Source organism: Bradyrhizobium sp. S69 (assembly GCF_009766005.1).
Lineage (GTDB): Bacteria > Pseudomonadota > Alphaproteobacteria > Rhizobiales > Xanthobacteraceae > Bradyrhizobium.
Map to the genome: position 1 here is coordinate 551,429 of NZ_LMUK01000060.1, position 13,422 is coordinate 564,850.

Annotated in this window: 13 protein-coding genes; 8 read left to right on the top strand and 5 right to left on the bottom strand. The window is 63.5% G+C overall.

The window, feature by feature from the left end:
* Positions 1-9: 9 nt before the first annotated feature.
* Complete coding sequence (locus GSQ88_RS34295) at positions 10-2,277, bottom strand: GumC family protein (protein ID WP_159012660.1); 2,268 nt, start codon at positions 2,275-2,277, stop codon at positions 10-12.
* 189 nt (positions 2,278-2,466) lie between these two features.
* Between GSQ88_RS34295 and GSQ88_RS34300 the strand changes: the two genes are divergently transcribed.
* The 4 genes from GSQ88_RS34300 (at position 2,467) to GSQ88_RS34315 (ending at position 6,843) form a co-directional block, all read left to right on the top strand.
* Positions 2,467-2,631, top strand: a complete 165-nt coding sequence (locus GSQ88_RS34300) for a hypothetical protein (protein ID WP_159012661.1) — start codon at positions 2,467-2,469, stop codon at positions 2,629-2,631.
* Positions 2,632-2,633: 2 nt separating this feature from the next.
* A complete protein-coding gene (locus GSQ88_RS34305; RefSeq protein ID WP_159012662.1) occupies positions 2,634-3,791 on the top strand; it encodes a glycosyltransferase family 4 protein in 1,158 nt (385 codons plus the stop codon).
* A gap of 190 nt (positions 3,792-3,981) precedes the next feature.
* Entirely contained in the window at positions 3,982-5,529 is a 1,548-nt protein-coding gene (locus tag GSQ88_RS34310; protein WP_174248179.1) for an undecaprenyl-phosphate glucose phosphotransferase, read from the top strand.
* A 60-nt stretch (positions 5,530-5,589) separates the two neighbouring features.
* Entirely contained in the window at positions 5,590-6,843 is a 1,254-nt protein-coding gene (locus GSQ88_RS34315) for an O-antigen ligase family protein (protein WP_174248180.1), read from the top strand.
* Between the two features lie 98 nt (positions 6,844-6,941).
* On the opposite strand, the gene GSQ88_RS34320 is transcribed toward GSQ88_RS34315, so the two are convergent.
* The gene (locus GSQ88_RS34320) at positions 6,942-7,475 is read right to left on the bottom strand and encodes a MarR family winged helix-turn-helix transcriptional regulator (protein ID WP_159012664.1); all 534 of its coding nucleotides are present in this window, start codon (positions 7,473-7,475) and stop codon (positions 6,942-6,944) included.
* Between the two features lie 82 nt (positions 7,476-7,557).
* Here GSQ88_RS34320 and GSQ88_RS34325 point away from each other — a divergent pair, with 82 nt between their 5' ends.
* On the top strand, positions 7,558-8,751 hold the full coding sequence (locus GSQ88_RS34325) for an FAD-dependent oxidoreductase (protein ID WP_159012665.1): 1,194 nt from the start codon (positions 7,558-7,560) through the stop codon (positions 8,749-8,751).
* A gap of 49 nt (positions 8,752-8,800) precedes the next feature.
* Here the strand turns inward: GSQ88_RS34325 and GSQ88_RS34330 are convergent, their stop codons facing one another.
* The 3 genes from GSQ88_RS34330 to GSQ88_RS34340 form a co-directional block, all read right to left on the bottom strand.
* The gene (locus GSQ88_RS34330) at positions 8,801-9,985 is read right to left on the bottom strand and encodes a saccharopine dehydrogenase family protein (protein ID WP_159012666.1); all 1,185 of its coding nucleotides are present in this window, start codon (positions 9,983-9,985) and stop codon (positions 8,801-8,803) included.
* A gap of 123 nt (positions 9,986-10,108) precedes the next feature.
* Positions 10,109-10,894 (bottom strand): DUF169 domain-containing protein, encoded by a 786-nt coding sequence (locus tag GSQ88_RS34335; RefSeq protein ID WP_159012667.1) that lies wholly within the window; start codon positions 10,892-10,894, stop codon positions 10,109-10,111.
* Positions 10,895-10,975: 81 nt separating this feature from the next.
* Positions 10,976-11,779, bottom strand: coding sequence for a YdcF family protein (locus GSQ88_RS34340; protein ID WP_159012668.1), 804 nt, complete (start codon positions 11,777-11,779; stop codon positions 10,976-10,978).
* Positions 11,780-11,845: 66 nt separating this feature from the next.
* Between GSQ88_RS34340 and GSQ88_RS34345 the strand changes: the two genes are divergently transcribed.
* The 3 genes from GSQ88_RS34345 to GSQ88_RS36275 form a co-directional block, all read left to right on the top strand.
* On the top strand, positions 11,846-12,787 hold the full coding sequence (locus tag GSQ88_RS34345) for an acetamidase/formamidase family protein (protein WP_159012669.1): 942 nt from the start codon (positions 11,846-11,848) through the stop codon (positions 12,785-12,787).
* Positions 12,788-13,002: 215 nt separating this feature from the next.
* Complete coding sequence (locus tag GSQ88_RS34350) at positions 13,003-13,203, top strand: hypothetical protein (RefSeq protein ID WP_159012670.1); 201 nt, start codon at positions 13,003-13,005, stop codon at positions 13,201-13,203.
* Positions 13,204-13,285: 82 nt separating this feature from the next.
* The coding region (locus GSQ88_RS36275) for a GcrA family cell cycle regulator (protein WP_502706791.1) at positions 13,286-13,422 on the top strand (137 nt) is incomplete at its 3' end.

A 13,422-nucleotide genomic window follows, 5' to 3' on the forward strand; every position in this document is an offset into this window, starting at 1 on the left:
CGACCGCCCTCAGGCCGCGACAACCCGCGGGCCGGGATCGACGGCGTCTGATGGCAGCGTCGGCTTGGTCAGCATCGTCACGTCGCTGAAGCCTACCGCCTTCAATTGATCGCACATCAGGGTGCGCGCGTCCGACGCCATCGATGCGTCCGGCACTACCACGGCGCGGGCCTGCGATGTCAGCAGCTCCGCCGGCAGGTCGGAGGCGAGCCCCGCGTCCAGCAGCACGTGATCGTAAACCCGCAGCAACGCATCGATCGCAAGCGTAAGCCGCGGCGATTGCAGCAGGCTGCGATCCGAGCCCGGGCGTCCGGCGCTCACGAGATGCACGCGCGACAGCCGGTCGCGGGTGATCACCTGCGAGAATGACGCCTCGCCCAGCATCAATTCGACCAGTCCCGGCGCCGTCGGATCGACCGAAATCGCCGAGATGATCGGCGACGACACCGACAGATCCGCCACCACGACCCTGGCGTCGCGCGCCATCAGCCGCGCCAAGGTCAGCGCCGTCAGCGTGATGCTTTCGCTCGACGCCGTGCCCAGGATCGTGACCTTGCGTGCCGCGTCGCCGGCATGGCGCAAGCTCTCGGCGAGTTGCTCGATCTCGGTGATCTCGGTCGGGGTTTCCAGGCGGGGCGGATTTAACTCCACAACGGGATCGATCTCGGGCGCCACCGCCGCCTCGGGCGCATCGACCATTTCAAGCGCCGGCTCAGGCACACGTGGCGCTATCTCATGCACACGCGCCGCCGCCGGCTCGCGAACGACCGCCGGTTCGACACGCGTCGCGATCAGGCGCGGCGTGGTGATGCGCAGCAATTCGCCGGTGAGGATGGTGCCGGCGCTGAGCAGCAGCGTCGCCAGCGTCGCGATCAGCACGATCGGCAATTTCTTCGGGTAGGCCGGTGCATTCGACACGCTGGCGCGGGAGATGATGCGGCCATCCGCGGGCGCCGCATCGATATTCTCGCGGGTGTTGGCCTCGCGATATTTCGCCAGATAGGATTCCAGGAGCTCGCGCTGCGCCTTGGCCTCACGATCGAGCGCCCGAAGCTGAACGTCCTGGCCGTTGCTCGAGCTCGCCTGCTTCTTCAATTGGTCGAGGCTCGCGCTCAATCCCTCGACCCGCCCGCCGGCGATCCGCGCGTCGTTGTCGAGCGAGCGCGAGACCTTGCTCGCTTCGTCGCGAATCTGGGTGTCGAGCACCGCAAGCTGCGCCTTCAATTCCTTGATGCGCGGATGGTTGTCGAGCAAGGTCGATGACTGCTCCGCCAACTGCGCCCGGATCGTGACGCGCTGTTCGGACAACCGCCGGATCAGCTCGGAATTGAGCACGTCGGAAGCCTCGATCGGCTTGCCGCCTTGCAGCATCTCACGGATCATCCTCGCCTTGGACTCCGCGTCGGACTTCAGCCCCCGCGCGTTGTTCAATTGCGTATTGAGCTCGCCCATCTGCTGGTTGGACAGCGTGGTATTGTTGGTGCCGACAAAGAGACTCGACTTGGAACGGAAATCCTCGACCTTGGATTCCGCATCCGCGACCTTCTTGCGCAGATTGTCGATCTCACCCGAAAGCCATTGGCTGGCGGATTTGGCCTGCTCCTGCCGTGCCGCCTGCTGCAGCACCAGATAGGCGTCCGCGATCGAGTTGGCGACACGCGCCGCCAGATCCGGGTCGCGCGACTGGAATTCAATGACGACGACGCGCGATTTATCGACCGCGTAAGCCGTATAGCGATCGAAATAGGCGTCGAGCACGCGCTCTTCGGGCGTCAGCGAGAACGGATCCCGGCCGATCCCCACCAAAGCCAACAGCGATTTCAGCGGCGAAAGACCGCCCAGCACCGGATCGAATTCCGGCAGTTGCGCCAACTTGTTCTTCTTGATGATCTCGCTGGCGAGATCGCGCGACAGCAAGAGCTGGACCTGGCTGGTGACGGCCTCGGCATCGAGCCCGGCGCGCTGCTCGTCGTTGCGCTCGCCATTCGGCCGCAGGAAGATGTTCTCGCGGCCGTCGATCAGGATGCGCGCCTCGGACTTGTAGCGCGGCGTGACCAGATTGACCGCGGCAATCGAGAGCCCGGCGGCAATCAATGTCGGGATGATGATCCAGCGCTTCTTGCGCAGCAGCGCATGGCCTAATGCGCGCGCGTCCAGATCGCCGGCGATCGGCGCAGCTGGAGGCGCGTCGATCGCCGGCTGGGCAACAGCCCGCCGGACCACAGGCCTTTGCTCGGCCGTCCGGTCCACGCTGGAACGCCAGAACGCTAAACGCATCGCACACTCCCGAAGACGCCACGACTCCACGAAACGCTGCCGATTACACTCCATTAAGGTTGCCGCTGGGTTAATTTCGCCGATTTACCCCGGGAGGTTGCGCAGGGCTGGCCATTGACATCACGCTTTGTTAACCATGAAAGTCCTTAATCGGACTCACATTTTACCCTCTCGTCTTTGGGCTACTCGATGCAAGGCGCGCGTGCCGCTATCTCATGTTTGCTGGCTGCGCTGGCGCTGCCCGGCTGCATGCCTGCGACCGCGCCGACCGCCGCCGTGCAGCCGCGCGGCGATCTCGATGGCGCGTCGCTCGGTCCCGGTGACACCGCTCAGGTCGGGGAGCGCTGGTTCTGATCATGCCCGCGATTTCAGAGCAGCCACTTCGTATCCTGCACGCGGTGCGCGCGCCCGTTGGCGGCATCTTCCGTCATATCCTGGACCTCGCCAACGGCCAGGCCGACCGCGGCCATCAGGTCGGGCTGATCGCCGACAGCCTCACCGGCGGCGAACGCGCCGCGGACGCGCTGGCCGAAATCGCGCCGCGTCTGAAGCTCGGCGTCCATCGCCTGCCCATTCACCGCGAGCCGCATCCCACGGATACCCTGGTGTTCGCGCGTTTCATGCGGCTGGTTTGGCGGTTGAAACCGGTGGTGCTGCACGGCCACGGCGCCAAGGCCGGCGCCTTCGTTCGCATGAAAGGCGCCTCAAAGGACATCATCCGGGTCTACACGCCGCATGGCGGTTCGCTGCATTACCCGCTGAATACGATGAAGGGCGCGCTCTATGGCCGCCTCGAACGTGCGCTGAGGGACCGCACCGATCTGTTCCTGTTCGAAAGCGCGTTTGCCCGCGATACCTTTCAGCGCACCATCGGCCCTCCGGCAGGCCTGGTGCGCTGCGTGTTCAACGGCGTGACCGCGGACGAGTTCGATCCGGTGGTCAAGGCGTCGGATGCCACAGACCTCGTCTATGTCGGCGAATTCAGGCACATCAAGGGGACGGACCTGCTGATCGACGCGGTGGCGCGGCTGCGCAGCGACGGCAGGCCGGTCACGCTGACGCTTGGCGGTGACGGCGAGCAAACCGACGCGCTGAAGGCTCAAATCCAGCGCCTCGGCCTTGGCGAGGCCGTACGCTTCATCGGCCACGTCAAGGCGCGCTACGGATTTTCAAAGGGATCGCTGCTGGTGGTTCCCTCGCGCGGGGATTCGATGCCCTATGTCGTGATCGAGGCGGCGGCGGCCGGAATTCCAATGATCGCCGCCAATGTCGGCGGCATCCCCGAAATCTTCGGACCGCATACCGACGCGCTGTTTGCGCCGAACATCGCGACCGCGATGGCGGACGCCATCGAGACCACGCTGCAAGATCCCGCTGCCGCGCTGCAACGCGCGAAATCGCTGCGCGAGCGAATCTTCCTGCATTTTTCGCAGAAGGCGATGGTCGAAGGCGTATTAGCGGGATACCGCGACGCATTTGCGGCGTCGAAATCCAATCGGGCGCCGCAAGCCTGACGTGGTTTTTTGGCGCGTTTTCTTCGCGCGAAGCCGGTTCCGCTCGAAAAGCTACGGCAACCGATCGTTAACTGTTCTTTACCAACGATAACTGTTTCTTCCGATTTGTCCTCTAAGCCGTCAGGCGGGGCATTACGTCTTTGTCAACGCGCTGCCGTGGAAGCGCGGACAAGAAACGGGCTTAGGGACAGTGGAACCGATCAACGCACGTTCGATGCTGGAGGCCGCGGCAGCCGAAGCCGCAACGGTCGCCGGTGCGCCTCGCCTCGAGCGGCGGCGCCGGCTGACGCCCGCGGCGCTTGCCGTCACCAACCAGAAAGTACGCCCGGCCTATTCGCCGATCGTGATCGCAGGCGTGGTTCGCCTCGTCGACTTCGCGCTGTTCAGCTTCATCGGCGTCGCGATCTATTTCGCGTATGTGGTGCCGCTCAATGGCTTCAACTGGGATTATGTCGCGGCCATTTTTGGCATGAGCGCCGCCGCGGTGATCTGCTTCCAGGCTGCGGACATCTACGAAGTGCAGGTGTTTCGCGGCCAGCTCCGGCAGATGACGCGGATGATTTCATCCTGGGCATTCGTGTTCCTGCTGTTCATCGGCGCGTCGTTCTTCGCCAAACTCGGCGGCGAGGTATCGCGGCTGTGGCTCTCGTCATTCTTCTTCATCGGTCTGGCCGCGCTGATCGTCGAACGGCTGCTGTTGCGCGGCATGGTGCGCCGCTGGGCGCGTGACGGCCGGCTCGATCGCCGCACCATCATCGTCGGCTCCGACCAGAATGGCGAGAAGCTGGTCGAAGCGCTCAACGGCCAGGTCGATTCCGACATCGAGATTCTCGGCGTGTTCGACGACCGCAACGACAGCCGCGCACTCGACACCTGCGCCGGAGCCGCGAAACTGGGCAAGATCGACGACATCGTCGAATTCGCCCGCCGCACCCGCATCGATCTCGTGCTGTTCGCGCTGCCGATTTCGGCGGAGACGCGGATCCTCGACATGCTGAAGAAGCTGTGGGTGCTGCCGGTCGACATCCGGCTTTCCGCCCACACCAATTTGTTGCGCTTCCGCCCCCGCGCCTATTCCTATCTCGGCAAGGTCCCGACGCTCGACGTGTTCGAGGCGCCGATCACCGATTGGGACCTGGTGATGAAATGGCTGTTCGACCATGTGGTCGGCGCCATCGTGCTGCTGCTGGCCGCGCCGGTGATGGCGCTGGTAGCACTCGCGGTCAAACTCGACAGTCCGGGGCCGGTGCTGTTCCGCCAAAAAAGATTCGGCTTCAACAACGAGCGGATCGACGTCTTCAAGTTTCGTTCGCTCTATCATGACCAGGCCGATCCTTTGGCCGCCAAAGTCGTGACCAAGAACGACAGCCGCGTCACCCGGGTCGGACGCTTCATCCGCAAGTCCAGCCTCGACGAACTGCCGCAGCTCTTCAACGTGGTGTTCAAGAGCAATTTGTCGCTGGTCGGTCCGCGCCCGCACGCCGTTCAGGGCAAGTTGCAGAGCCAGTTGTTCGATGAAGCGGTCGATGGCTATTTCGCCCGTCACCGCGTCAAGCCCGGCATTACCGGCTGGGCGCAGATCAACGGCTGGCGCGGCGAGATCGACAACGCAGAGAAAATCCAGAAGCGCGTCGAGTTCGATCTTTATTACATCGAGAACTGGTCGGTGCTGTTCGACCTCTACATTCTTCTCAAGACGCCGCTGGCGCTGATTTCGAAGAACGAAAACGCTTACTGAGCCCGTCCAGTCAAGGCTCTGCGAATGACGAGTTGCGTTGCGTAAGTTGACGAGTGTGTGATGGCGTATGCGTCGACAGCCGGGAGTGCGCTCCCATCGGTGACGGCTGCCCCCGGCGTGCTGGCCTTGCAGCGCGCGCTGGTGTGGCTGGTCGGCGCTTCGGGGGCGATCGTTTTCATCGAACCCAGTCCCTACGAACTGATGACGCTCACCGCCACCGTCATTTTCCTCGCCACCGGTTTGAGGCTGCGGCTGGTTTTCATGCCGCTGTTGTTGCTGCTGATCCTGCTCAATGTCGGCTATTCGATCAGCGCCATCCCCTTTATCGAAACGTCGGAAGTCGCCAACTGGATCGCGACCTCCTGGTACATGGCCTTTACGGTGATCTTCTTTGCCATGGTGGTGGCTGACGACACCGAGGCCCGGCTCGACATGCTTCGCCGCGGCCTGATCGTGGGCGCCATGATCGCGTCGCTGGCAGCACTGGCGGGCTATTTCAATCTGGTTCCCGGCGGACACGATTTGCTGACGCTGTATGAGCGCGCGCGCGGCACCTTCAAGGATCCCAACGTGCTCGGCGCGTTCCTGATCCTGCCCGCATTGTTCGTGCTGCAAAACGTCGTCACCGCGCCGTTCGCAAAATCACTCGGCAGCACCATCGCGCTCGGGATCATGGCGCTGGCGATCCTGTTGGCATTCTCGCGCGCGGCGTGGGGCGGGCTCGTGATTACCGCGGCCTTCATGCTGGCGCTGATGGTGGTGGCCAGCCCCTCGCCCGCGCAGCGCAGGCGGATCATCGTGATGGCGGTCGCCGCCGTCGTACTGGTCGTGGTGCTGCTCGCCGTGCTGTTGTCGTTCGATTCCATCAGCGAGATGTTCAAGCAGCGCGCGAGCTTCGACCAGAGCTACGACGAGGGCCGCTTCGGCCGGTTTGGCCGGCACATCCTCGGCGCCCAGATGGCGCTGGATCTGCCGTTCGGCATCGGGCCGCTGCAATTCCACAACTATTTTCCGGAAGACACCCACAATTCCTATCTGAACGCCTTCATGTCCGGCGGCTGGCTTTCCGGCATCTGCTATCCGGCGCTGGTCTTCGTCACCGTGATCACGGGCTTTCGCCACATCTTCGTCCGCGTGCCCTGGCAACGCGCCTATCTCGCGATCTTTTCAGCCTTCCTGGGCACGGTCGGCGAAAGCTTCATCATCGACACCGACCATTGGCGGCACTTCTGGATGATGCTGGGCGCGATGTGGGGCATGTTCGCCGCCGCGCAACGCTACAAGCGAGCACCGCCGGAGCCTGATCGGTTCTGATCGGTTCTGATCGAATCAGAACCGATCAGGCTCCAGATTTTTGTTTGACGCGTTTTCTTCACGCGAACCGGCTGCCACTTCGCTTGAAAACGCTATGATCAACGCCGAGGCTTCGGCGTCCTGAGATTGGCCCGTTTCTCCGGCGGCGTATCGAGGATGCCCTTCAGCGCCTCGGTCGCCTCCAGCACGCCTTTGTAGCCATCGTTGGCGAACCGCAGCAGCAGGCGCAGTTCTTCATCGGAATAGCCGTTCCAGACCCTGTGCATCGACTGCTGCATCGGGACGTAAAACTGGCCAATCTTCGCAACCGCTTCCGGCACGACGACGATAAAGACCTTGCGGCGGTCGGCCTCATCCCGCTCGCGTCGCACCAATCCCGCCTTCTCGAGCCGATCCACCACGCCGGTGATGGCACCCGTGGTGAGGCCCGTGACCTCGGCGAGCCGCCCCGCGGTCACCCGTCCCTCCAGGTTGAGAAAATCCAGGCATTCCAGATCCGAACCGGAAATTCCGGCCACGTTCGCAACGGCTTGGCCAAACAGCACGCCCTGGGCGGACGAGCGCCGCATCGCCTCTTCGAGTTCCTGCAACAGCGCAGCGCGCGCCTTCGGTCTTGACAAAGCCGTTTTCATATCTTAGTCCGTTTATATCTTAGTCACTAAGATAATTAGCGACTGTCCTTTCCTATCACCGCATCGATGCACGGAGCAAGGCATGACCAAGCGACCCAAGGCCCTGATCATCGGCGGCGGCATCGCCGGTCCGGTCACCGCGATCTTCATGAAGCAGGCCGGCATCGACGCCGAGCTGTTCGAGGCGTGGCCGCACTCGACCGGTATCGGCGGCGGCCTGCAGATCGCGCCGAACGGCATGCATGTGCTGGCCGAGATCGGCCTCGCCGACGAGATGATCCGCAACGGCTCGATCGCGGAGGCGTTCGAGTTTCATTCGCAAAGCGGCGCCAGGCTCGGCTCGATCAATCACAACATGAAGCAGCGTTTCGGCCAGCCCGCGGTCAACATGTGCCGCGCCACGCTGAATGAGGCGCTGATCAACAAGGCCTGGTGCGACAATGTCGAGCTGCGGTTCGAAAAACGGCTGGTCGCGATCGAAGACCGCGCCGACCGGCCGATCGTCGCGCATTTCGCCGACGGCAGCAGCGCCGAAGGCGATTTTCTGATCGGCGCGGACGGCGTGCATTCGGCGGTACGCAGCCATGTGGTGCCGGATGGCCCAAAGCCTTTCGATACCGGTCTGCTCGGCTTCGGCGGTTTCGTTCCGCGGTCGGTGATCGCGGACATCCCGATCGGCCAGCGCGTGGAGACGACGTTCGGGCAAAGCGGGTTCTTCGGCTATGGCTTCTGCAGCTCCGATCCCAAGGACGGTGTGATGTGGTGGAGCACGCAACCATCGCATGGCGCCGACGCCGCGGAATTCCGCAGCCGGAGCCAGGATGCGATCAAGCGGCATCTGCTCGACTTTCACGCCGGCTGGCACGATCCGATACCGCGCATCATCGATGCGGCCGAGGACATCGTGGTCACGGCTACCCTCGATGTCGCGACCCTGCCGACCTGGTCGCGCAGGCGCGCGCTGCTGATCGGCGATGCCGCGCATGCCACCAGCCCCCATGCCGGCCAGGGCGCCGCGCTGGCGTTGGAAGACGCCATGCGGCTCGGCCGGCTGATGCGGCAAGGACAGGAGCTCAGCCTGACCTTCCAGCAGTTCGAGGACGAGCGACGGCCGCGCGCGGAAAAGATCGTGGCGCTGGCCCGCCGCAATGGCAACAGCAAGCGCGAATTCAGCGCCACCGGCGCCTGGATCCGCGACCGGATGCTCAAGCTTTTGATTCCGATCACGGCCAAGGGCATGGACTGGATGTATGCCTATGACCCCCGCGCGGCGTAAGCCGTCGCGCCGCGCGGCGTAAGCCGTCGCGCCGCGCGGCGTAAGAAAGCTACCTCTCGACCGCAAACGTCAGACCGGCGTGGTCGACCAGCCGCTTGATCAGCCGCTCGCCCATCGCCGCGCCGGGAGTCCAGATGCCGCCTGCGACTTCCGGCGTATCGCGCAACAGGCAGATCGCGCACTCCGCGATCATCCTCGAGGTCGAGCCGTAGCCGGGGTCGAGATCGCCCTTCACGGACGCGCGGGCCTGGCGGCCGTCCGGCGCGAGCGCGACAAACAGCAAGTCGTAGAGGCCGTTCTCACGCTCCTCTTTTGACGGGCCCTCCCCCGGCTTCGGCCCGCCGGAGCCGCCCATCTTGTCGGCGGTGTTGGCGGCCGTGATCCGCCTGGCGAGCGCTTCGCCCTGCTCGCCGGGGCCGGTCAGCATCATCTCGTCGTAGATGAAATCCCGGCCGTAGGGAAAGCCCAGCAGCAAGTTGGAGCGGTGAACGTTGCGGGTATTGATGTTGGCCATCACGAACGGTGCGGCCCAGGAATCGAGATCCGGATCGAGCATCGGCCGGTTGCCCGGCGGCTGCTTTGGCCCTTCAAAACCCGGCGTCAGCGCAAACGGATTCCGCAACAGCGCGACCAGGCTGTGATCGTTGGCGGCCGCTTCGAACAGCGCCCGCATGCTCGCCGCGGTGCCGCCGGAGAAGGTCCCCTTCATGTCGCGGACGCGGCCCTTGACCCGGCTGGCGGGCGCGCCGAACAGCTTTTTCGCCTCCTCCTGCACGCAAAACACGCCGAGCTCGAACGGCAGTGAATCGTAACCGCAGGAGAATACGATGCGCGCGCCGGTCGACTTCGCGGTCGCCTCATGCGCGTCGATCATCTGCCGCATCCAGATCGGCTCGCCGCACAGATCGAAATAATCCGTCCCCGTGGCGACGCAGGCCGCGAGCAGTTCGGAGCCGTACAGCAAATACGGACCGACGGTCGAAATCACCGATCGGGTCTGGTCGATCATAGCCTCGAGCGACGCCGGGTCGCTGGCGTCGGCCACGATCAAGGGTGTGTCGGCCGGCGCGCCGATCGCATCGCGCACCGACTTAAGTTTGTCCAGGCTGCGCCCCGCCATCGCCCATTTCAGTTCGCGATCGCCGCGGTAGTGCTGCGCGAGATATTCCGCCACCAGCTGGCCGGTGAAGCCGGTGGCGCCATAGACAACGATGTCGAATTTCGACGAAGACATACCTTATTCCTTTACTGCTCGTCATTGCGAGCGAGGCGAAGCAATCCAGTGCGTCAAGCAAGAACTGGATTGCTTCGTCGCTTCTCTCCTCGCAATGACGGCTTCCATTCCATTTCGTAATGTCTAACTCTTCGCGTAGGACGCGCCCATGCCGGCGCGCACATCGCTCTGAATACCGTAGGGCGCGATCGGGTAGCGCAGTCCGTTCTTGGCCAGTTGCTTCATCCCCACGATGGCCTTGGCGAGATAGGACGGCGGCAGCGCCATCAGCATCTCCTCATCCGGCACGCCGCCATAGCGCCGCTCCGCAAAACACGGCAGCGAGAGACTGGGCTCTCCGGTTTTCAGCGCCCGGCCCCATGAATCCGCGCATGCGGTCTCGCCGACCACGCTCCATTCGAATTTCCGGTAGCCGGTATATTGCAGGCCGTTGATCAGGATGATCATCTGGCCCGGCGTTGCATAGACCAGGCAGATGTCGGGCGGATCGAGCCGTCCGCTGGAGAGCGGACTGACCGCCAGCGCCTGGTATTGGCCGAACGGAACCACATCCAACGCCTCCTGACGCTTGCGCGCGTCTTCCGCGGTGCCGTGCCAGACGCCGACATAAGACTGGCCTTCGAGCCATTTGTCGTCCTGCGGTGCAAGCCCGATCACGGCGCGGCATTGCGCGCCGACCAGATCATCGGCGGTGATGCCAACGGTCCAGCCCAGTCGCGAGGCCATGCTGACGATCTGGTCGGTGGTGTGGACCGCGGTCGGACGCCTGATCTTCGGGATCGCCGTCATGTCCTCGACGCGCGCGAACATCTTCATGCCGATCACGGTGGTCTTCAGGCGAAGCAGATTGTTCAGGTCGGCCACCATGCCGGCCATGTCGAACTGTTCCGGCGGCGTTTGCTGTTGCATGGCGTGAACTCCCAAATCGGCACCGACTGATGCGCGCTTGTTTCGATATTATCCCGCTTATTGGACGGTCGCGACAAGCGCCTAGTTGGTCGCGGGGCCCGGAAGCAATTCATCGATCTTGCCGGAGGCACGATAGGCAATCAGCCCCATCCATTCGCGCAAGGCCAATTCGGTGCGGCCGAGCCCTTCGTCGGCGACCGAGAAAAATGCCAGAAGGTCGCTGCGGCCGCCGACCCGCCAATCCACCGGATAAGGCTCGACGGCAAATCCCGCCTTGCGAAACAGCCCGACCGATCGCGGCATATGGAAAGCCGACGTCACCAGCAGCCATCGCTCGCCGCTTTTCGGCGTCACCAGCGCCTTGGAGAATTCGACATTTTCCTGGGTATTGCGCGAACGCCGTTCCATCGTCAGCCGCGCCTTGGCAACGCCGAGGCTTTCGAACAAGGCGCCGGCATAATCGGCTTCTCTGGCGTCGTTCGACAGCAGATTGGCACTTCCGCCGGTGAAGAGAATGCGGGCGTTCGGATATTGCCGGGCCAGCACCGCGGCGGCGATAATACGGTCAGCGTCGTTTCGCACCACCGCCCCGCCATGCGCGACCGAGAGATCGGCATCGATCGATCCACCGAGGATGATGATGCCGTCCGGCGCGCCGCGCGCGGCATCCCACGGGGGAAACCGGGATTCCAGCGGATAGAGCAACCAATTGCCAAGCGGCGAAAACCCGCAGACCGCCAGCATCAGAGCCGAGAAAACCATCAGTCTGCGGCCCCGCGATGCCCATCGCGTCGCCAGCAGCAGCGCGCCGATAACGCCGAGACCGATCAGGAAATTGGTCGGCAGCAACATCTTGCCGATGGTCTTGGAGAGAAAAAAGAACAAGAGAAGCCTCTTCGAATGTCTGGTACAGGGTCATACGCCGTCCCCGCCCCAACCCAAAGCCTCCCGATGACCCATCACCACCTGCATTCCAGCCCCGAGACCTGTCATTGGGGTTTTTTCGAAGCCAAACTGAAGCCCGTGCTGACCATCGCCAGCGGCGATGAAGTGACCATCAACACCATCAGCGGCGGCCCGGACGTGGTGCCGGACCGCAGCCAGTTTCACGTGCCGCCGGAACTCGCCGACGTCCACGCCAAAAACGAGCGAATGGTGCCCGGCCATATCCTGACCGGTCCGGTCGCCGTCGAAGGCGCCGAACCGGGCGATGTGCTGGAGGTCGAGATTCTCGATGTCCAGCTGCGGCAGGACTGGGGCTACAATCTGATCCGCCCGCTCTCCGGCACCCTGCCCGACGATTTTCACGAGACCCGGCTGCTGAACATTCCGCTCGACCAAAAGCGGATGGTGGGACGCCTGCCATGGGGGCTCGACCTGCCCCTAAAACCGTTCTTCGGCGTGATGGGGGTGGCGCCGCCGCCGGCCTGGGGCCGCATCACCTCGCTGATCCCGCGCGCGATGGGCGGCAACCTCGACAACAAGGAACTGACGCCGGGCGCCAAACTCTATCTGCCGGTCTTCGTGCCGGGCGCGTTGTTTTCCTGCGGCGACGGTCACGGCGTGCAGGGCGATGGCGAGGTCTGCGTCACCGCGATCGAGACCGCTTTGCAAGGGCGCTTTCGATTGACGCTGCGCAAGGATCTGCGGCTGGATTATCCGCGCGCCGAAACGCCCTCGCACTACATGACGATGGCGATGGATCCCGACCTCGACCAATGCGTCGTGCGCGCCTTGCGCGATATGATCGTGTTGCTGGGCGAAAAGCGCAATCTGTCGCGCGAGGACGCCTATACGCTTTGCAGCCTGGCGGCGGATTTGCGCGTGACCCAGACCGTGAACGGCTCCAAGGGCATCCACTGCATGATCGCGAAGAGCGTCGTGCACGGCTGAGCCAGGCGGCAGCCTATAAAATTAGCGGCCAATCAAACTGCGCTCGCTTGCCGGACGCGCCCGCCGAAATGGCGGGCGCGATCACCGCCGCCATTTTTTCTAGCGATACCAAAAGCTTGTCCACCGAATCGCGAAGCGGTATTGACTCCCACGAAGACCTAAATAGACTCTAAATAGATACTTTTAAGTACACTCATTTGAGGCTAGCTTTTTGCATGGCCACAGAAAAAGCCGAAACCGACCGCGTTCCGATTACCTTGGCGCTCTCCACCATCGGTTATCTCGAAAAGCTCGTGAGACAGGGCACCCACGGCACCAGCGTTCCCGGCGTCGCACGGACGCTTGTCGAAGAAGGCATTCGGCTCGCGATCAAGGAAGGGCTGCTCGCGATCCGCGACAACGGCAAGACGCCGTAGGCGAAGTGACGCGGGGCGGTTCGGGCGACGACGTGGCCACAGGATCAGGGAACAGATCACCCTCAAGCTTGGGACCAGCCACATGCGCGCCAACCAACCGACCTGGACGGACGAACGCCTCGCGCTGCTGAAAAGCCGCTTTGAGGAAGGCCTATCCTGCCGCAACATTGCCGCCGCCATCGGGGTGAGCCGCAACGCGGTGATCGGCAAACTTTCCCG

Bases quoted from the DNA above. Each gene is read 5' to 3' on its own strand.
- GSQ88_RS34295 (WP_159012660.1), bottom strand. From the start codon at position 2,277: ATGCGTTTAGCGTTCTGGCGTTCCAGCGTGGACCGGACGGCCGAGCAA.
- GSQ88_RS34300 (WP_159012661.1), top strand. From the start codon at position 2,467: ATGCAAGGCGCGCGTGCCGCTATCTCATGTTTGCTGGCTGCGCTGGCG.
- GSQ88_RS34305 (WP_159012662.1), top strand. From the start codon at position 2,634: ATGCCCGCGATTTCAGAGCAGCCACTTCGTATCCTGCACGCGGTGCGC.
- GSQ88_RS34315 (WP_174248180.1), top strand. From the start codon at position 5,590: ATGGCGTATGCGTCGACAGCCGGGAGTGCGCTCCCATCGGTGACGGCT.
- GSQ88_RS34320 (WP_159012664.1), bottom strand. From the start codon at position 7,475: ATGAAAACGGCTTTGTCAAGACCGAAGGCGCGCGCTGCGCTGTTGCAG.
- GSQ88_RS34325 (WP_159012665.1), top strand. From the start codon at position 7,558: ATGACCAAGCGACCCAAGGCCCTGATCATCGGCGGCGGCATCGCCGGT.
- GSQ88_RS34330 (WP_159012666.1), bottom strand. From the start codon at position 9,985: ATGTCTTCGTCGAAATTCGACATCGTTGTCTATGGCGCCACCGGCTTC.
- GSQ88_RS34335 (WP_159012667.1), bottom strand. From the start codon at position 10,894: ATGCAACAGCAAACGCCGCCGGAACAGTTCGACATGGCCGGCATGGTG.
- GSQ88_RS34345 (WP_159012669.1), top strand. From the start codon at position 11,846: ATGACCCATCACCACCTGCATTCCAGCCCCGAGACCTGTCATTGGGGT.
- GSQ88_RS34350 (WP_159012670.1), top strand. From the start codon at position 13,003: ATGGCCACAGAAAAAGCCGAAACCGACCGCGTTCCGATTACCTTGGCG.